At 58.8% G+C, this 20,036-nt stretch carries 15 protein-coding genes; 3 read left to right on the forward strand and 12 right to left on the reverse strand.

Translation table 11 applies throughout. The features are described 5' to 3' along the window. Nucleotides 1-167: 167 nt before the first annotated feature. On the reverse strand, nucleotides 168-380 hold the full coding sequence (locus tag AC58X1_RS05480) for a helix-turn-helix transcriptional regulator (RefSeq protein ID WP_313326148.1): 213 nt from the start codon (nucleotides 378-380) through the stop codon (nucleotides 168-170). A 696-nt stretch (nucleotides 381-1,076) separates the two neighbouring features. Between AC58X1_RS05480 and AC58X1_RS05485 the strand changes: the two genes are divergently transcribed. Beyond that, entirely contained in the window at nucleotides 1,077-1,550 is a 474-nt protein-coding gene (locus AC58X1_RS05485; protein WP_497428769.1) for a JAB domain-containing protein, read from the forward strand. A 691-nt stretch (nucleotides 1,551-2,241) separates the two neighbouring features. Here the strand turns inward: AC58X1_RS05485 and AC58X1_RS05490 are convergent. From AC58X1_RS05490 to AC58X1_RS05520, 7 genes are all read right to left on the reverse strand, one after another. Continuing rightward, on the reverse strand, nucleotides 2,242-2,910 hold the full coding sequence (locus AC58X1_RS05490; protein WP_497428481.1) for an OmpA/MotB family protein: 669 nt from the start codon (nucleotides 2,908-2,910) through the stop codon (nucleotides 2,242-2,244). 11 nt (nucleotides 2,911-2,921) lie between these two features. Further along, nucleotides 2,922-4,829 carry a coiled-coil domain-containing protein gene (locus AC58X1_RS05495; RefSeq protein ID WP_313326145.1) on the reverse strand — a complete coding sequence of 636 codons (1,908 nt, stop codon included), beginning with the start codon at nucleotides 4,827-4,829 and terminating at the stop codon, nucleotides 2,922-2,924. Next, the gene (locus AC58X1_RS05500) at nucleotides 4,826-6,097 is read right to left on the reverse strand and encodes a hypothetical protein (RefSeq protein WP_313326144.1); all 1,272 of its coding nucleotides are present in this window, start codon (nucleotides 6,095-6,097) and stop codon (nucleotides 4,826-4,828) included. The genes AC58X1_RS05495 and AC58X1_RS05500 overlap by 4 nt, the downstream gene beginning before the upstream one ends. Nucleotides 6,098-6,118: 21 nt before the next feature. Further along, complete coding sequence (locus AC58X1_RS05505; RefSeq protein WP_497428482.1) at nucleotides 6,119-7,060, reverse strand: ATP-binding protein; 942 nt, start codon at nucleotides 7,058-7,060, stop codon at nucleotides 6,119-6,121. Between the two features lie 320 nt (nucleotides 7,061-7,380). Continuing rightward, nucleotides 7,381-8,529 carry a hypothetical protein gene (locus AC58X1_RS05510; RefSeq protein WP_313326142.1) on the reverse strand — a complete coding sequence of 383 codons (1,149 nt, stop codon included), beginning with the start codon at nucleotides 8,527-8,529 and terminating at the stop codon, nucleotides 7,381-7,383. Between the two features lie 28 nt (nucleotides 8,530-8,557). Then, entirely contained in the window at nucleotides 8,558-9,367 is an 810-nt protein-coding gene (locus AC58X1_RS05515) for a hypothetical protein (RefSeq protein WP_497428483.1), read from the reverse strand. A gap of 155 nt (nucleotides 9,368-9,522) precedes the next feature. After that, the gene (locus tag AC58X1_RS05520) at nucleotides 9,523-9,792 is read right to left on the reverse strand and encodes a hypothetical protein (RefSeq protein WP_064590730.1); all 270 of its coding nucleotides are present in this window, start codon (nucleotides 9,790-9,792) and stop codon (nucleotides 9,523-9,525) included. A gap of 121 nt (nucleotides 9,793-9,913) precedes the next feature. On the opposite strand from AC58X1_RS05520, the gene AC58X1_RS05525 reads away from it, so the two are divergent. Then, nucleotides 9,914-10,786, forward strand: coding sequence for a helix-turn-helix transcriptional regulator (locus tag AC58X1_RS05525; protein WP_064590733.1), 873 nt, complete (start codon nucleotides 9,914-9,916; stop codon nucleotides 10,784-10,786). A 19-nt stretch (nucleotides 10,787-10,805) separates the two neighbouring features. Here the strand turns inward: AC58X1_RS05525 and AC58X1_RS05530 are convergent, their stop codons facing one another. Continuing rightward, the gene (locus AC58X1_RS05530; protein WP_064590736.1) at nucleotides 10,806-11,684 is read right to left on the reverse strand and encodes a hypothetical protein; all 879 of its coding nucleotides are present in this window, start codon (nucleotides 11,682-11,684) and stop codon (nucleotides 10,806-10,808) included. Between the two features lie 110 nt (nucleotides 11,685-11,794). Between AC58X1_RS05530 and AC58X1_RS05535 the strand changes: the two genes are divergently transcribed. Further along, nucleotides 11,795-12,904, forward strand: coding sequence for a helix-turn-helix transcriptional regulator (locus AC58X1_RS05535; RefSeq protein ID WP_497428484.1), 1,110 nt, complete (start codon nucleotides 11,795-11,797; stop codon nucleotides 12,902-12,904). Here the strand turns inward: AC58X1_RS05535 and AC58X1_RS05540 are convergent, their stop codons facing one another. Genes AC58X1_RS05540 through AC58X1_RS05550 form a run of 3 tightly spaced genes read right to left on the reverse strand, consistent with a single transcriptional unit; the run spans nucleotide 12,905 to nucleotide 19,864 of the window. Continuing rightward, entirely contained in the window at nucleotides 12,905-16,672 is a 3,768-nt protein-coding gene (locus AC58X1_RS05540; RefSeq protein WP_497428485.1) for a DEAD/DEAH box helicase, read from the reverse strand. Continuing rightward, nucleotides 16,656-18,650, reverse strand: a complete 1,995-nt coding sequence (locus AC58X1_RS05545; RefSeq protein ID WP_476219155.1) for a phospholipase D-like domain-containing protein — start codon at nucleotides 18,648-18,650, stop codon at nucleotides 16,656-16,658. Before AC58X1_RS05545 ends, AC58X1_RS05540 begins: the two co-directional genes overlap by 17 nt. Further along, nucleotides 18,647-19,864, reverse strand: coding sequence for a hypothetical protein (locus AC58X1_RS05550; protein WP_476219153.1), 1,218 nt, complete (start codon nucleotides 19,862-19,864; stop codon nucleotides 18,647-18,649). The genes AC58X1_RS05545 and AC58X1_RS05550 overlap by 4 nt, the downstream gene beginning before the upstream one ends. Between the last annotated feature and the right edge of the window lie 172 nt (nucleotides 19,865-20,036).

Raw genomic sequence — 20,036 nt, forward strand, 5'->3', positions numbered from 1 at the left:
ATATAAAAAACTCCATAAATAACTAAATAGGGAAAACCTCTCCACTCCGCATACCGAATGGCACGCATGACACAAAACCCAGTATTCATGCTTGAAAGTTAGCGCACCTGAACCACTACAATGCAGTTCATAGCAGCAAGGAAATTATGGTAACTCTCGAATACTCGCTACACAACGAAACGACTTTCAATCCATTCGTTGATACTGTCTTCTAGCCAGCCAACAGCCGACAAGCCAAGTTTCATTGGCCTTGGGAAGGTACTGTCATAACGCGGTGATCGCGGGTTCAATCGATCATATATTGCCGACCGGCTGAGCCCTGTCCGATCCGTCACCTGTCTGATCCGCAACACCTTCAACACACGGTTTTCATTTGCCATGTCACTTCTCCAGCCCTGTTCAAACCTAGGACTAGCTTGGCAAATACCGGTCAGCAGTGCATTTGCACCTGCGCGCAAAACATCTCACCTGCGCGCATTTTTCTCTTGACAGCTCACAAATATATACGCCGAAGGTAGTCTTTACACGCCGTACCTAGGCTCCGGAAGGGCTGAGAACTAACTTTCCAGCAGTGGGAACCAACTTTCGCCCCTCAAAGCCGCCGCCTCGCCGATTCCACTTTTTTCAACATCTATATCACCGCAGTGAACCCACCCCATGGAGCGCCAAGCCATGTCACTGCAACGTTTCAGATGTCCCCTCCCCAAAAACTTCCGACTCGCCTCGGCCCTGAAGATCGTTTGCACCATACCCCCTATCGGTATGGCCATCCGTGGCCACCTTCCGCCGATGCTCGGAGGTCCGGTATTACTGACTGCGGGTATGCTGGCAAATCCACTCAGCATCGTGCTTTGCACGCTGGCCAGCATTCTGCTCGCTCGCCTAACCGACCATAGCCAGAAATTTCCACTCGACCTAAAACAGCCTACAAGCCACACCCTGGCTGACAGTCTCTGGCTGAGCTGTGGCTATCGCATCAGCGCTCGCTACTAACCCCAATCACATCTCCAGTACCACTACAGATAGCCGTGCAGTGCGCGGCGCTTTCATGCCCAAAGGAATCCCTCACATGGCTCATCAAATCGAACAAATGGCGTACGTCGGCACCACGCCTTAGCGAAAATGACATCCTGCTGATGGCCCAGCAATTAGCCGTCAGCCGGCTAACCAAAGGCCGGGCCCTGACCGACCCACGGCAAGTGTTCAACCACCTGCAAACACTTCTCCAGCACCATGAGCACGAGGTATTCGCCCTGCTGTTACTCGACAGCAAGCATCGGGGCATCGCGTTTCGCGAGCTGTTTCGAGGGACTCTCGATGGCGCCAGCGTATGCCCCCGCGAAGTGGTCAAAACCGCCCTGGAGCACAACGCCGCAGCCGTGATCCTCGTACACAACCACCCCTCTGGAGATGCTGAGCCCAGTCAGGCTGACCGCCGCCTGACGGCAACGCTACAGACAGCACTCAACCTAGTGGGCAACCGGACGCTGGATCACATAATCGTCGGCAGCGAGGGCTGCGTGTCCCAGGCAGAACTGGGTTCTCTCTAGCGTCGGCTTCTGGGTTACCTGCCGGCCCAGAAGCCGATCCACCTCATCCAATACTACGGAGAAAACAAATGGCTTCGCTACGCCTTCTGGCATTCACGTTTGCCTTCATTGGAGTTCTTGCTGGCTGCATCGCTGCAGTCTTGCTGTTGATCCTGATATGGCGCTTCCCACCCTTGCTGCTGGCTCTGCTAGCCGCACTCTGGCTGTTCAGCCTCTTACCCAGTCACAGCGAGTAATGAACTGCCTGTTCAAGGCCCCACTACACCCTGCCTTTGGCCGTCCCTATGGAGTGTTAACGATGAATAGACGCTGTTTGATTTGCGAATCAGACGCCATTCTGACCAAAGACGCAGCAGTAGGCATCGTCCTGTTGGTGGGTATTGCCGGAGGTTGGTTGCGGGACGTCCACCAAGCACGCCAAGAGGCACGAAGCCACACATTCTAATCACTTGAGTATGGATACAACTTGCTGCAGGCAGGACTGGTCTAAGTCTTTCACTGCTATCGATCGGCATCGCTAGTAGCTACAGATTTCACTCGATACCTGTTCGATGATTTTAACTGGACTCTGTTCAAAATCGGGAGCTCAGTTCTGAGCTCCTAATTTTTATTTTTTGGCTGGGTTCAGTGCTGCACTTATCCTAACAGCAGACCTGGGCGGGAGATTTTCGCCGCCGCCCCGATTTGTCCTTTATTTTACTAAGCTGAGTTCGGACTTTGGCTCATCTGGGGTGATCCAGCGGACTTCGATGCGGCGCTGCTGGGCGTCCTCCGGCGCGATACCGGGTATGGGCTGTGAGTCACCATAACCGGCCACCACCACACGTCTCGCCGTAGGAGGATCGAGATTACCAACGATCAGCTTGCGCGCTTCACGAGCACGAGCGGCGGAGAGAGTGAAGTTGTCGTCGTAGACCGTACAATTGGCTTCGAAGTTGGTTACTGGACGCAGCACCGGTAGGTTATCGGTATGGCCTTCTATGTAGACCTGAGCACCACGGAACTGCGCCAAAAACTGCGTGACCGCCGCTTCGATGCTTTGGAAGGCTTCGCGGGACTGTTCAGTGATGCAGGCACTGCCGCGACCGAATACACCGTCGCGCAACGTCAGCTTCTGCGCCTCCAGGTCCAGTGCCACCAGGCCGGCACCGGCTGTGCCTTTGAGCGAGTCCTGCAAGGCCCCGAGCAAGTGCTCGACCTTCTGCCGCTGGCTGGCACTGCTCTGGGCCTGTTCCTGTTGGTGCTTAAGGTCCGAGTAACTCTTCTGTAGCACTGCCATCACCAACAGCAGCATGATCACTGCCATGACTCCGGCCATCAGGTCGGCAATTGACACCCATTCATTCGGTTTGTCTTTCATCGCCCGCCACCTCACAAGGCCGTTTCGATCTGCACCGCAGTCGGCTGCGCACGGTCGAGGACATGGAGCTGGGCAATGATCTCGCGAAGTGACTGGCTAATCTCACCGCCGGTGTTGCGCTGCTGGTTGTGCTGGACCACGTTGCTCAGCACTTCCAGGTTCTGATCGATCTCTTGCAGATTGCGACCAATCATGTCGACCCGCGCGGCCAGTGCATCCACGGCCGGTTGCAGCGGGCTACTGTGTTGCATTGTCATCAGCTGCGCGACCAGTCCCTTGATTTCGCTGGCGGCCAACTCGGCCTGTTGAGTGACCCCTTCGTAGCGACTGTCGAGGGCCACCATGCGCCGCCCGCTTTCGGAAACGGCCTTGAGGCCCGAGAGGATTTTTTCACGGAGGTCGCCCACCAAGTGGGTCATGCCTTCGACGTTGACTTGCAGGGTTTCACTGGAGCCCTGGAAGCTGGCATGGGCATTACGCTGCAGGTTCAGGGACTCCTCGTTGGACTTCTTCATGCCCTCCATGGTCTGGCCTACATTGTTCGACAGGCTGTTGACCGCCGTGGAAATGCCCAGAGTGGCCTCAGACAGACTGGCGGACATCTGCGTCATGTTGCTGGTGAAGCTGCTGCCCATCAAGCCAATGGTCTCGCCAAGATCTTGCTTGAGATGGCCAAGCACACCAGCGACACCCTCCTTGAAGTCAGCAATGGCTTGCTGCAAGTCACCTGCCGAAGCGCCGATGGTGCCCGCGGCGTTGGCCATCTGTTCAGCTGCACCGGAAATGGCTGCGAGGTTCCGGCTATTACTGTCGATCAAGTGTTCCATGGCCTGGCGTGTGGCTCGACCGTCTTCAAGCTGTTGCTGATTCTGCTCGCCGTGCTGCTGCAATCGGGCATCGATGGCGCCCAGCGCAGTCAGCGTCTGTTCGCTGGTGCTGTTCAACGTGCGCAGCGCAGGGAGGGCACTTGTCAGTGTCTTACCGCTAGCTTGCTGGGCCTGCAGGATGTCCTGCCGGACCTGGTTACCAGCCTGGGCTTCCTGTACCAGGGTTTGCCTGACCTGGTTTGCGGCCAACTGATCCTTTTGCAGTTTCTGCAGATTCTGGTTGGCTGCCTGTTGCTCTTGCAGCAGTCCCTGCAACGTCAGGTTGCCGGCTTGCTGCTCCTGCAGCGACGCATTCAGGGGGAGCAGCAGGGTATCGATGCTGGAGCGATTGTCCGCAAGCGCCTGCTGGGTCGTTGCGGCGTGATGCTTGACCAGGCGTGCCTGCAGATCCAGCAACTGCCGTTGACTCTCGTTCTGAGCGGCAAGGTTTTGATCAAGCCGGCTCAGGGTCTCGAGGAGCGTCGTTTGCGCTTGTTGGCGCTCGCCTTGGCGTTGCAGGCGACTGCTGTCGAAGGCACGCTTCATCTGCCCGACACACCAGCGCAGTCGCCGCTCTTCGTAACCGTTGCTGGCGGCATAGGCTTTTAGCAGCAGGAAGGCAAGAATGCCCCAGGTCGAGGTTTTGAACTTGGTGCCCAGGCCTTCCATCATGCCCATGAGGTTAGTCATGGCATTGTCCATACCGCCCCCGGCATTGGCTTCGACCAGAATCGTCGAGGCCTTGTTCAAGGCGATGCCCAGGCCCAGGAAGGTACCCAGCAGGCCGAGGATCAATAGGATCCCGGGCATGAACTCGACCATTTTTTCTCCGGGACTAGCCACGGCAGCACTGATCTCGTTCACTGAGCCGTGCTCCACGTCCAGGTCATCCTGGCCGCCGCCGTTCCACTTTCGCTCCCAGGTCTGCGCCCGTGCTCCGCGCTGCAATGCAATCACGGTCACCAGCGAAAGTATCCCGATCAGCCCGGCGAACAACAGCTGTAGCGGGTCTGCCGAAGGCAGCAGAAAGGTAAGGATCTCCTGAAAATTCACGCTGCCACCTCGACCAGGCGGCTGGCACGTTCACGGCTGGCTTCTTCGAAGATGTTGGCGAAATCGATGATCAGGCTCTGTTCGTCTTCGGTCAGCTCTTCCCAGCGTTTGCCATGTTGAGCACAGTCGATGATGATCATGCCGACTTCCTGGCTGTCGCTCAGCAGGTAGGCGTCGTCGGCGAAGTCTTCGGGCGCTTTCTCCAGCACCTGCAGAAACCCCTCGGCGGCATATACATAGTTGCGCATCTCCTGGTTGCGCTTGCGTAGTTGGTCCATCTGCGCCTTGAGGGCTGGCAGACGGGACTGGATGTCGGCCAGGGCCGCCTTGTCTTCGGCAGAAGGTTCACCGAGGTTCTGGCTGATCTTCAGCTGGCGTTCTTGAACCTGCAGTTTGGCCACCGACTCACTGAGGGTTTTCCAGTCCTTCTCCTGCTGCTCAAGGTTGCAACCCCAAGCCATGATCAGCTCTTCGAACACGAACGGAATCAGCTTTTTGCCAAAACGTGCGGCGATCACTTCATCCAGGCGCACCGCCTGGGCATCGCTGACCTGAGGCTTGGCCTTGAGCAGCTCTGCAGCGATCTCGACCAGGAACAGATCGTCACGGTTGATCGCGTCCAGGTCCTGAGCGTGAATCAGTCGTTGCTCGGTGTCCTTGAGCAACTTTTGCGAGGCGCGCAGGCGCAGGTAGTGATCGAAATCGCTGATGTTGTTGTTTTCCAGCACCTGCTGGATACGGGTGCTCAACTGGGCGTACTGGGTGATCAGGGTTGCTAGGTCGAGGGCACGGCCAGCTTCGCCGCGCACTTCCTCGCGGGCTTCGCGTAGTACTTCTTCGTGAGTCGCAGCCTGCTCCATTTCTTCATCGTCCAAGAGCACATCGCGCAGGGTCTTGGCTTTGGCGATGGCCCACTCGACGGCAGCCTTTACCTGCTTGGCCAGTGCGGTTTTTTCCCAGTTCAGCAACGCCTCGAGGGCCTTGTCGAAAGCCCGGATGGCCGTGGCCACCCAAGGGAAGGTCGGCAATGCAACGGTCGCCCATTCGGCGGCGATCTTGAGCGCCGGCCTGACCACAGTGGCGATGAAGGGCTTGACCTTGCTCCATATCTCCTTGACCTTGCCGACGAAGGATTCGGCCTTGGTCGCCATCCAGTCCAGCGCATCCCTGGCCTTCTCACGTACGGTGTCGTACGTGGTGCGCACCACCTCTACCACCGCTGAGCCGACGCTCTTGATGGCACTCCAGCAATCCGAAAAGAAACCCATTGTTCAGTCCTCGTGATGTCGTCAGTCGATACCCAGCAGGGCCTTGGCCCGCTTGGCATCCTTGGTGGAGTGGTTGGTGTGGGTGGCGACCTGCCGCTGGGCGGTCTGTACTTCGTCGATGGCCAGCTGGATATGGGCCATCTGCAACTGGGCCGGGCTGCCTTGCTGCTCAGCCGTCAGCAAGGCCTTGGGCAGCGCCAGGCGCATGCAGGTGCGGATCTCTCGACCCGACAGCCCTTCCGATTGCATGGCCGCCTCGGTCAACAGCAGATCGCGCGGCGAGCCCAGGGGAATCTGCTCGACCAGAAAGCGCGACCACAGCTGCTCGCGGGCAGCCAGGTCGGGCAGACTGAACTCGATGTGATAGCCGATGCGACTGCGAAACGCTTCATCGTAGTTGCCGGCAAAATTGGTGGCGAAGACCACAATCCCTTCATACCGCTCGAGCTCGATCAGTAGTGTCGAGCGCATGGCATTGACCTCGTTGTCGACCCCCTGGGTGACCGAAGACAGGCGCTTGCCGAGCAAGGTATCGGCTTCATCGAAGAACAACAGCGCGCCGGTCTCGGTCGCCTGAGCGAACGCTGCCTGGATATTGCGCGCGGTGTCGCCCATGAACTTGCTTTCCAGTTCAGCAATTCCCAGCGCCATGAACGGCAACCCGAGCTGACCGGCCAGGGCCTCGGCGCACAGGGTTTTTCCGGTACCGGGCGGGCCATAGAAGTTGAGGATGGCGGTCATGCCCATCGGGTCGACGGCAGCGAAGCCCCAGTCCTGGTAGATCGTGCGATGAAAGCGCAGGCGCGCCAAACACTCGTCCAGTTGCAGACGTGTCCTGGCCGACAGCACCAGATCATCGTTCAACGTGAAACGTGTTGGCCTGAGCGTGAAGGTCGGGGCGTTATTAGCGGGATCGGCCACGCGTGGTGGCGCCGGATTCTGGCCAGGAGAGTTATCGTGCATGGAGTTAGCCTGTGAGACATGGGGACGCGTGGAGACAGTCGTTCTACCGACTGAAACCGCGCGCGGATGATGAAGAGGTGATGAGCTGAACGCAGAAGGCACCAGAGGGCGGTCCGCTGGTGAGGCCGAAGGTATCCAGGGCTGATATCGGGCACTTGAAGCCGGAACCTTCGGCGGCCCAGGACATGACTACCAAAGAACCTCGCTGACGTATCCAATGCATGTTCATCCGTGAAGCTTTCAGACAGTACAGCGCTTTGACATCAAAGTGCTGGCGAGACTACTATGGTTAATAGCCATTTGCCACTACCGCTTAGTTGTCACGTGGCAGAGGCTTGATAAGCTCCAACCACCTCATTACCTCGCATCTCTATCGTCAACATAACGGGCGATCGCTGCTCGACCAGCAATTGCTGCATCTTCCCGATATCGCTTTTTGCGCTCGCCATGAACACGGGCAGCGTCTCCTCCTCCCACTCCCTCAAGGACAAGCGGTTTGCCTGGATCGTGGACTGGGAGTCCAGGTAAGAGGAGAGTTTGTTGACTCGGTCCTCGACAGCGCCCTTGAAGGTGGACAAGTGCCCATGCGCCCCCAGGAAGTCAGCCGCCACCCTGTCGAGCGTCGCCTGACGCTGTTTAACCACGGCAGCTTCTCCAGGGAATGAGCCCAACAGCCGGCAGGCCACCAACCGGGTTCCCATACACAGCTTCCACTCCTCTGCTCGCTCATCGGATTCGCTCTGCATCTTTTTCAAGGCTGCCGTCAATCCCGCCGTGGTTTCGAAAAGACCCGGCGCTTTGTGCTCCACAGCTCGCTTGGCCAGCGCCACCAGCTCGCCCTCCAAGTGATCATGGATCGCGCCTAGATCCACTTCGATATCTTCCAGCTTCTGCCTGATCGCGGGGTTCGACTCGCCGGCCAGCACCAGAGGCGTGACTTGCCCGAGGTAGTTCAGCGCTCCTTTGACCTTGGACTTGCGCTCCTCGACCTGAAACCTGGCAATGCCCTCCACCCCCGCCTGGATCTCGCTGAGCTTGGCACTGATATCGGCCAAATGCTTTTGCGCCACGACAGCAGACGCGATCTGGAACATCGCAGCAGAGCTGACCAATTGCTTGAGCCGTTCAGGTTCGAACAAGGTCGCATGCTCGCGGATCCTTCCGCCCTGGATTGAGAAAGCGCGATAGCCGTCGCCATTGGCGACCGAGGCGAGAGGGCCATCGATGACCACCTGCATATAACGAGACTGAGCAACGTCTTTGGCGACAATCAGATTGGGCAGTGTTTGCAGCAATGGACCCAATCGGTCGATGCCCAAGCTGGCAGCATCGACCTTTTTGGCGCCAGCGGGAATGAGTTGCTCCGTCGCTAGCTGGACACTCATCAGGGGCTGCTCGGCAGATCGCCCGATCAACCAGGTCGCTTGCTCGCTATTGGCGGCGCTGGGTACTGGGAGGTTGTTTTCCATCACGGGCTCCAGATTCAGATTGGATTGTTCATTGCGCCAACGCCGCACCACATTCGCCGCAGAATCGGGTGCCACGCGTACTGCCCGCCTTACAGGCGGAACAAGTGACCAGCGCGCTCTTCTGCCGGATGTAGGCGATCTGCACGACGCAAGGCACCGTTACCCGGTAGGCCTGGCTCACCAGGGTGTGAGCCCCCGCAATACCCGTCAGTGCCACACCCACAGGACCAAATGCCAGCCCGGCTGCCCGCCCCGCGATGATATTGGCACCAGCAGCCAAAGCGCCGCCCATTGCCAACCGGGCGAACGCATTGTTTGCCAGAAGCGCGGCCTGTATGGCGGCAGGCCCACCGCGTCGTATGGCTGCCTGAATCGCGGCGAACGATACGCCTAGCACACCTATCTCATTCTGGAAGCCCTTGGAGAAATCGGCCTGCTCTTGCGGCGACATTTTCTCCCAGGCCTGAGAGAGCAACTTCTCCAGCACCTTGAGCTCCAGGCTCGTCACCGGCTCGTCCTTACTGCTCGTCCCACCCACATGGCTAAGCACGTCGGCGACGATCTCGGCATAGGGCACACCGTTGCGACGGAAAAGGTTGACGATGCTATTGCCGCCATAATGCTGAAGCTCACGAATTAGCAGCAACAGTACGCCTCTGGAAAACTTGCTCTTCTTTTTCGCCGACTCAAGTGCTTCGCGCACTTCACTTGCCATCGACAACCGCCCCTTGCCCGAGTCGGTCAAGAAGTCGACTAAAGCGGACACATCAGCTGGATCCGCGTCACTGAGCAGCTGCAAAAGCTCAGTGTCCCCATTGATATCAATTTCGCTTTCCATCAACCACCCCTCGAAATCCGTCCAGGCAAGCCGCTGCCAGCAGTCATAGTTTCTCGGCACGCTATCGGCGCCACGCCGCAAAACTTTAGCCAATCACCCCTGTCAGTCGGGGCCTTCACGAGCGTTCGTTTCTAGCCGGCGCCCGGCTTGCCTGTTCATCGCAGCTTGCTGGGCAGCCTGGGCGCAGTACCTTGCAGGGCTCGCATGCGCTGCAGGAGGTGGGCATTGAGCCGTTGCTGGACGCGCAGGCTTCTCTTGAGCTCCCGGTTTTCACTTTCACAGATCCGTGCCCAGCGCATCGACTCCCGGCACTTTCCGACGGTCTGCCAGATCTCCTGCAACCGCAGGTACTGCACCAGCAGCGTCAGCAAGATCCCGCCCATCAGTACCAGCGCACCCACTGCCACCCAGTCATACATATCCATATCTCACCACCCCTTCATGTGGCCATTTGCAATAAACACCACAAAAACGATATGTCGCTTTTAACGACAGGTCTATAGTGTGGACTTGTACAGGTAAAGTATTCGCTCACACGGAGGCGCCATGAAACGCAAACAATCCATCTCGCAGGTCCGCTGGGACCTGGCACTTCGCTATCGCTTGATCGAGACCGTGGCCTGGTGGGAGGGCCGGTTGACCACGGGTCACTTGATGCAGAGCTTCGGTATCAGCCGCCAGCAAGCCTCGAAAGACATCAACACCTACATCACCGAGCATGCGTCAAGAAACTTGACATATGACAAGCAGATCAAGGGGTACGTGCCGACGCGCTCGTTCAAGCCGTGCTTCATCGACCGCAGTGCAAGCGCCTACCTCGACCTGCTTTCACAGAACAACGAGCGAGCGCCACACGTCGAAGGACTGAAGCTGGCGTATGCCCATACCCTCGTGCTTCAGGTGCCCGATCGCAGTGTTCAACCCGAGATTTTGCGGCCGCTGCTCAAAGCCTGTCGGGAAGGCCTGCGCCTTGAGATGGAGTACGTCTCGCTTGCCAATCCCAAGCCGGAAACGCGGATCATCGAGCCGCACACGCTGGTGTACACCGGAATGCGCTGGCATGTTCGCGCTTACTGCGAGAAGAACGGGGCCTATCGCGACTTCGTGCTCAGCCGTATGCGAGGAGAGCCCGGGCTGCTGGAGAGCAACGGAAATGACATCGCAAAGGACCAGGCCTGGAATACCGAAGTGTCAGTGATCATTGAACCGGACTCACGCCTGGGCGAGGCACAGAAGGCGATCATTCACCATGACTACGGCATGGAAGATGGTCGGCTGGAGATCGTGACCCGCCAGGCCCTGGTGAAGTACGTTTTGCAGCGGTATCAGATCGACCCCAAGAACCTGGACCCGAAACCGGAAGCCCAGCAGATCATGGTGAAGAATCTTGCTGAGCTCAAAGCCTGGTTATATGACTGAACCGAACAGCACGCTTCGCTCACTCGGCAGCCGTGGCAGCCCCCAGGTCATAACCGATCATGAACAGCGCCTGTTCGATGGCACGCAAGGTCTGGGCAGACGTCGCGCCAACGCGGAACGGGTTGCCGGCGTTGAGCACATGGCAGGCAACCTGGCTCAAAATCCAGCTGGCATTCATGTTCCAGCGCGCATGGTGCGAACCCGAGCGAAGCCGCTGAAACTGAAGCGTTCCGACGCTGGGGTTACGGTTCTTCGGGGTAACCGTATTAGCCCCCTCTTTTGCCGCTGCCCAAGGGAAATTCAGACCCGCCGGCACCTTGGTAAGCCCCTTCGCTTTGCAGTACTGCACGACCAGCATGCCCAGGCCCGCGGCCACGCGACTGTCGTAGATCACAAAATCAGGGCACACGAGCGAGTAGATCTTGGTCATCCCGGAGTTGAACCGCAGGGTTTTGGCGCGAAGGATCGGGGCATCGGGGTCCTTCTTGATCAACGCTGCTTTCACATCCTGCACCATGCGCCCCAGCCCAGCCTTGTTTTCCTTGAGCCACTGGGCGTTGCGTGCCGTGACACCGCCCCAGGCCATGACATCGAGTGCACTTTGCAGCATCAGATCATCGTCGCTGCCAGCGGCTAGCAGATCGCGGCGCAAAGCCTCCAGTGCATTCGAGTTGCTGACCGAGTCCACGCCAGGATTGAACGAAAGACGGGCGTTGCCAGGATGATTCCAGGCGTAGGCCTGGTAGGCACCGTAGAGGCTGTCGCAGGACCATTCGTTGCCCGTGCGGCGATCGACGTACGCATGCTTGGCCAGGGTCGGGGAGTCCAGTTCGGTCGCGAGCCAGCCTATGAATTCAGGGACGTGAGGAAGGGTGGCGTGGGCTTGTTTGGCTTTCATCATTACTCCTGTGGGCTGGCGCTCAGCGCAGAATTGCGTGCCAGCGAGAAGAATGGTATCTACCGATACGACACTATTTTGTCCGTATTTTGCCCGCGAGGAAAATTCCATTGGCTGCCGCCAAATACACCGCACCCAATCGCGAGAAACGCCGCAAATTCATCAGGGATATTCTTCATCGTGCCGGGGGCGAACTGACGACCAAGAAGATTCATGCGGCCCTGGAAGCGTCCTATCCGCAGTACTGCAGCAGGACAACCCGCCGTGACCTTGAAACCCTGGCCAGGCAGAAAGTGATAACGGAGGTCACGAAAGGGAGAAAAGACCTCAGGGCCCGCTACTGGAAGCTCAACGGCGCGAGCCTCGACCTGGTCCTTTCGCCTGCAGAGTCCATGACGCTCACCGCCATCTTCCAGCATGCAGAACGCTTCGGATTTAGTGCTGCGCTGGGCGAGTTGGCCACGTTGCGCAACTACGCCGCCGACTCGGTCGTTGCCGGCGCCAGACGCAACCTGCTGGCCGAAGGACGTATCAGGACAGGAACCCGGTTTACCGTGCTCAATCCGGGGGACTACAACACCGAACACCTCGAGACCATCCAGAATGCCATGAGGAATGACGAGTCTCTGGAGCTGGTCTACAGGCCACGAGAAGCCGGCGACGTAACCTGCACCTACCTGCTCAAGCCGTTGACGCTCTCCTACCAGGACTCGAACGTCTACCTGACGGCATACGTCGACAGCGAGGAGTGGCCAGAAAACAAAACGCCTGAAGCGGGAGCCCCTCGTGGCAAGTACAGCAGCAACGGGCCAGGCACCACCTGCGCACTCATGCTCCACCGCGTGGTCAGCGTCCGCACGACGGTGGCCAGCATCGCCGAACCACCGGGCTACGATCACCAGTCAACGGAAGCACAGCGGGACCTGATGACGATCCATGGCGACGGGCCTGTCGACCTGAAACTCAGGTTGAGCCCCAATCTCCACAACCGGCTCACCGAGAACCCATTGTCTATCAGTCAGGTCATGACGCAGGATCAACAGGGATGGATATTGACGTGCCGGCTGGACGACACCCAAGGGCTACGCCTGTTCCTGCTCAGCAATGCGGCAGACATCGAGGTGCTGGCTCCCGCTCAACTTCGTACCGAGGTGTACAAGACACTGCGCAATGCACTGGACCAATACGAACGCCCGGCGCACGAAAGCCACTCGCACTGATCAGTCGTCGCCGCCGATGTCCCCTTCCCGCCCCATCAGTATGTGCTTCAGCCTGTCGGCCTGGGACGCGACCTGATGGGCGATGTACATCAGCTCTTCTTCATTGAGGTGTTGCACCGGGTGGCACGCGCGTACGCTCAGCTCCTCATCCTGGTCGACATGAAAGTCCACAAGTTCAAAACGGGCGTTGCGACCCAGCGTGTGCTCAACCAGGGGGGACTGACTGAACCGTTTGAACGTGGCCAGTTTTCGGGTCCATTTACGGTTGATCACCTTGGCGCTGAACATCACGTACTGCCCCTTGACCCCCCATCGGACCAATTGGTATCGCCCCTCCAGCTTGAAACAGAACTCAAGCCGCCAGGTCGATAGACGCCGCACACTCATGCGCTCCGTGTCATGTACCAGCCTGTCCACCATCTCGTGGACACGCAGCACCGTTTGCTCGGGGCATTTACTGGACGCAGGCCGCGTACCTGAGGCACGCTGATAGACGTCAAAAATTTCGTCGCCAATCAGCACACCGTCGCTGCCCGCGTAATTGTCGACGCTGTACTGCACCGCCAGTCGCCTTGAGCTGTCGGTGCCCGGAACCTGCGACAGGCGCCTGAACGGATCGGCCTGCAGTGCCTGAACAAAGCGCACACGCCCGATGGGGCTGTCGATATCGCCCGGGTCTTCGATCTCACCGGGCAAGGTCGCCGATACCAGCAATTCAGCCATGCCAACGGCGCTGCGCACCGTGACGCACGGCACGCCAGCGTGTGGGGGCTTGAGACCCGTCGTGGACAAGTGCCACCCGTCGCCAGCCTCCCTCACGAACAGCTGCGGATCACCCGTCAGATCCCTGAGCGTGGCCCCCAACTGGGTTTTGACATGAGCCAGGCGCCGCTTCATGGCATCGGCCTGGTTGCTTATTGCCCGACTGCAGTCATCTCCCTGAATATCATTGTCCGTGATTTCATAATGGCTGGTCAGAAAATCAAGGATCTGCGGCTGCACGGGGGCCTGGTCCACCACCTCTTCATGCAGCTCCAGCTCGCGCTTGAAGCACGGACCTTGTTGGCCCACGGCATGCAGCGTTTGAATGAAGGCGTTCATGTTGGCGGCAGCCTGACGCACTTGATAGAACTCCATGCTTTGACGGATGTGCGGAAAGCCGACCTGAATGAAATGCTCGGCATAACCGGCACCGGCCGAATGCATGCGTCGATGCGCCAGCGAGCCGACCCGGTCAACACGACCGACCTTTTGCTCTAGGGCGATAGGGCTGGATGAAATACCGTAGTGGACGACGCTGTCGCAGAAGGTATGCAGGTCTTCACCTTCCTGAAAGACATCGGTAGATACCAGCACTCGGGGATAACCCGGCATGCGGAACAGCGCGGCAATCGCTGTACGGCTGCCGCTGTTCTCACCGGTCGCACCGCGAATGGGTGATGTGGAACGGAGCTGGCTGGCCAGGTACTTGGTCAGGCCGCTCACCGGCCTGGAGTACACCTCAGGAAAATTGAGCTTGATCAACAGGTCCAGGTTCTGGGCGGTGTCGCGCAGTATCTGGTAGCTGCTGAACGGGGTGTGGTCTGCCTGTTGAACCGTCAACAGCCCGGCCAGTGCCGCGATGAACGAACCATCTGCATCACCGTCCCGTTCCCTGCGAGCGTGCCTGAGTGAATACAGGTCGATGAAAGGATGATCCACACGGCATAGCACCCCCAGCAGTTCCTGGTGGGTACTCAGCCTGCGTAGTAGCCGGTCGACCTCACCACTGTTCAACGTGGCCAGTTGGGTGAATGTCTCGGCGCTCCATTGCGGCGCCAGGCCCCTGAGCTCGTCATAGCCTCGCAGGCTGTCCCAGAGCGTTGAACGCGCAAGCTCACGGGCAAGCGCTGAAGGCTCAGCGAGGTCGCACATGGCCTGAAACCCTTCGAACAGTACATTCAGCACGTGCCTTGCGACCGTCGCAGCCCCGTCCCCTCCCTCGGCGACGGCCCGCAGATAAGCATACAGCGCCAGTCGATAACGCTGGCCAGGGCTGGCAACCGACTCGCTCTTGCCAATCACGCCCCAGTCGATAGTCAACGAGTTCACCGCTGGCATGCCCGGCAGGGAGACCCAGTTCGCCTCGAACAAGCGGCTTTGCAACAGCGTGCTACGGAAGTAGGACGGCAACGGCCCCAGCCCCTTGTCGCCGTCCAGCTCAGGATTCTGTCCTCGATAGAACCAGGTAAAGAAATTGTCGCTGCTGGCCGACGCTTCGAACCCGTCGGCGGCCTCATTCTCAATGAGCGAGTGACTGCGTTCGACTGTGCGCGCCCGGTATCGCTGGAAAATCCTGGCAACGGCATCATCGCCGCCGATGTAGTCACCGATCCAGTGGTCGTAGGCTTCTTCGAGTTTGAACTTAAGCTCCGAGACGCTGCGTACACGGCGGACGAAAATCAATTGTTTCTTGCCTTCGACAAACGCCAACCGGTGTGTCTGCTGGCACACGCTGTCCATTTTGGGGTGCGGCGGCCTGCGCTTGAAGGACTTCTCGTAATCGTCCACCAGGTATTCGACGACACTGCGGTCTGCCGCATCGCGTGACGAATCGCCTTCGCTGATGGCCTCATGACCGTCGAACTCCACGGGCTGGTTCTTTTTGCCTGGCAGATAACTCTCGAACGAAGCCAGCATCCCCAGCTCAAATCGATTCGAGCAGTTCTCCCGCAGATGCTCGCTGACCTTCTTCTGCAACAGCGCGGCGAACAGCTTTTGCGCAACAGTCAACTTCACCTGCGCAGCCTCCCCGCTGCGATGCTCGCGGCGATACATGTTGCGCGTGTGGGCCACCTGGTCGAGGGTGAGGGTATTGAGTCGACGGACCAGCAAGCGACTGAGCGCCGCATGCATGTCGGGCTCGGCCGGATCGCTCCCCTGAGGCAGGTCTGCCTGGCGATTGAAGCCGAACAATGCGAGCTGGTTACGCAACTGACCCAGGTCGCGATCGAATGGCGTCGCCGACAGCAGCAACAGACGCTTGATCCGCCGGTTGTCGCCCAGCAAGGTCGCCAGTAAGCGGTTACGGTCGCTGCTTTCACGGCCGGCACGCAGATTGTGCGCCTCGTCCACCACCACCAGGTCGAAGCGCGGCAGCATCTTGCCGAGCGCCTGCATCCAGACGTCCTTGACCTTGCGTTTGAGCTCAGCAGGCTTGCTGTTACCGCTCATGGCCCTCAGTTGCCTGACCAAAGGGGCCATCAGGTCCCGATACTGCGGCATCAATTCTTCGAACTGCCGGGAGCTGTTCAGCACCTGGGCAACCGTGTTGCCCAGCGCAAAGCTGAAGATCGAGGTGCAGAGGAACAGATCCCGCTCATTGCCACTGGCGACGGTCTGCACCAGCTCGGACAGGTTCCGACAGTCCTTGAAGGGCGTGACCGGACCGCCGCCCAGTCCTTTGACCGCCAGGTCATCGAGCCGATAGTTGCTTTGCACGAACGCTCGATAATCCTTGATCCATTTGTCGCGAACGTTGTTTTTCGGCAACAGGTACAGCACCCGCAGACCAGGGTTGAAATGCCGCATCAAGGCAGCCACACCAAGGCCTATATATGTCTTGCCCATGCCGACCTCATCGGCAAGGTAGGCTACCCGGTGGTCCGCAAGCTTGTTGTACAAGGCGACGGCGCCCAGCAGCTGCTGCTCGGCCAGCCCCTGGAGGTCGCGGTTGTTGCCTGAAAAATCAATAACGGCCTCGGCCGTGGCCTTATTGATCCGCTGCATGGGAGACATCCTTCTTGCGTGAATTCGCAGCGCTCAAGGGATGCTGAAATTGAGCCCTGAACCAGTCAAGAAAACGCCTGCCTTCGGCCTCGTCGAGGTTACCCAGCAGCTCGTCGTTTTCCAGCTCGGTGATGACTGCCTCTACGCCCCTGACCAGGGTCACGCAACTGTGCTCCGGATACCGGTTCAACACGCTCTGCATGCTGACCAGCGTCAAATAGCGCACAACCAGCGTTTCCTCATCGCCGCCGCCATCCTTCACGCTGTCCAGCATGGCCTGCAAGGAATCGGGCTGACAGCCTGCGAGGTAATACGCCAGCTTTTTATGATTGCCCTCGGCCTCAGCCAGCGCCAGTGTGCGTTCCAGTTGCCAGAATGCACTGTTGACCTGTGAAAACTCGGAGATAAAGCTCCTGCCCTCCCCCTCATCCACCATTTCCGACAACTGTTCATCCACCACGTCGTTGGCGCGACGCCTGCTGAGCAGCTGCCGGGCCAACTCGCCAAACCGGCTGATCTTCTTGCTCAAGCGCATCTCGATGAACAGACGCAGCAGGCTTTGCAGGTCCATGGCCGGCAAATGGCTGGGACGACGGTAGATGTTGTACTGCGAGACCATCAGCCAACGCTCCACGCGATCGGTGCCTGACTGCCAGCGTACGTTGAGCAGTGAAGAACGCTGCAATTGCTCACGTAACGCCGGCAGCGGCTGCGCTATCTGCCCGGCCCGATCGAAACCCAGGGTGCCGATGCTGCGTTGCGAGCTGTCCAGAAGCACCAGATCGCCGCTGATCGACTGCTGAGCCGTAACCTCCAGCACCTGACTTTCCCAGTCGTAGGCCAGGCGCAAAACGGGCATCGTCAACCCGTCCAGTGGTTCGGCGGTTTGCAGGCCAGGGTCGGCCGCAAACCCCGAGAGGCTGACCGGCGAAGGTGCCAGCAACGGCACAAGGTCCCGCCCCTGGAGCAGGAACCCTGACTCGACGTTTACCTGAAATGCCTTGTGGCTGAAATTCACCGAACCGACGAATTGCCAGGGCCGTTTGCCCAGCCCTTGAAAAATCTTGGCGTGAAGACGACGAAACGGCTTGTCGTGCACCTTGTGGCTGTTGTGCCAATGCCCGGCCCAGTCGCACCATTGATCCACGTGGAAGGCACTGAACACTGCCGGATCGACCAACGCACGCCGCTCTTCGTCATAGGGCAGCAACAGGCGCACTGTCGCAAACTCTCTCATCAGCTCTTGCGTACTGCCACAGGTGGGCGTCTCGCCGAAAAACGGGCTGATGATTTCCAGCGTGCCAGACGCTTTCGCAGCCGATGGCGCTCGCAGGTGCTGATGAATGAAGTCGAGAAATGCCAGGCGCTCAGGTGCCGCCCCTGAGAAATAAAAGCTGCAGTCAGGATCATCGGCACTCGGCGACCACCCTGCCTGCACCTCGATAATACCGTTTAGAGCCGGTGTCGGTGTGGCGGCCTGGAAGAATTGCAATGCACGACGCAGCGGCTCAAGGATATTGCCTGGAGCACGGGTCGCCCGAAGTTCGACAAAGTGGCCAACCTCGATGTTGTCCCACCACCCCGCCTTGGTCAGATTGAATGACCCTGCCGCCAATACGATAACCGGCGCATCGTCATCCTCCCCCTGAACCACAAGGATCGTCAGCTTAGAATGTTGACAGCCATTGCCGACCCGTATGGGCAAGTAGTCGACTTCCAGGCGACTTCCGGCGGCAGGATTGAACACATCCACGTCATGGGCCACGGCGAAACGCCGGGCCTTGTCCTGCATCAAGGCCTGCAACTGGACATAGCGAATGTCATCCTGACTTGAGAGCGCTTGATCGCCCAGGAGCAAGGGAATGACTTCGAGTTCAAAAAAATCTGGTTCAAAACTGTAGGTCGTGAAGAAGGCAAAGCTCACTTCACGCTCACCGATGCAACTGCGAAACGCGTCACTGATGGTGTGTGCTTTCATGCGTGTTCGGCCCTGGCAATGGCGAGGAAGGCGCGGAGGAAAAAGCTGTAGTCCCACGCCTCATGACAATGTGCAGCCAGATCCTCAGGCAAGCTGGCGCGATCGACAGGGACCCTGACCCTGAGCCTGTCGCCCTCCCAATGAAGCCAGGCCGCACCGCCTCGTGCGCCCGTCACGGCCGCGTTCTGAGCCATGAGCTGGTCGATGACCTGACCCGCATCCCCGTCATTGGCGGCATCGGTCAAATCATGGAGGAAGCCGGCATGAGGCAAACCGGGCCGGTCCCAACCCGGGTGGAGAAATGGCTCACCCAGCCGCGAGTGTAGGTCGTTGATCAGTTCACTGCGGGCTCGCCCGTTCTGCCTTTGCAACCAGACGACCACGGTGTTGGCGAATACCAATACCGGTTGCAACAACAGGATTTGCTTCAAGACGTCCTGCACCTGTGCATCGACCTGATGGGCGTCCACCGCCCACCGGGCGAATGAGCGAACGGATGCAGATGGCTCAGCGGAAACGGCCAACCAGTGCTGAACCGCCTCATACAACGCCACTTGCAAGGGCCGCGCGCCGGCATACCGCAGCAGCGCCGACACCAGTTTTTTACGCATGCCCTGGTCATTGAACAGGGCCGCAAAGCGGCGAGCCAGTTGCGACAACTGCTCCTTTCTTACCGTACCCTGAGTCGCCAACTCGCCGAAACGCTGCCACTGCGATAGGCCAAATGTCTCCAGCAAGGCATCCGTCAGGGCGATCCCTGCGCTGGTCAAGCGCCTGTCGCTCCCCTTGATCAGGCCGGCTTCCTGCAATGCCGAGGAGTACAGTCCCCATAGCCCGTAGCTGAGTTGATTGCTGAGGATTTGGGCTTTCTTGTGCATGCCCAGCGCCATCGAGTCGCGCCTGAAATTGGCAACGGCTAGCTGGCGACCCAACAGACTGGCCTCCAAAGAGGCTTCCAGTCGCAGGTAGGCGGCCAGTTGCTCGGCCCTGGCATAACGTTCCTGTACACCGTCGAGGGAGCGGGATCTGGAACCTTCATGGGCATAACGGCAGGCCAGGAGAGCCACAATGAAATGGTCAGCGCGACTGGTCACCGTGGTCAGGTTACCTACTAGCTTGCGCCCCACAGCGCTCCAGATGGACTCGATGGCCAAGGGGTCTCTGGATCCCTTCGGACGCAACCTGTCATCGAGCAGGGATAGAACGGTAAGCATCAACACACATCCTTGAGAAAGACCCAACGCATGGCAATCATTGCATCTGATCCCGACAATCTACGTCGTGGTCTGCAACCATTGGACTGACCAAATCAAAAATACAGGCAATATGCCATCTTTTTCGCTGGCGGCGATAGAGACGACACATTCTGACTACCCTCTACACCAA

The sequence above is a fragment of the Pseudomonas sp. PGPR N4 genome (genome assembly GCF_059693665.1).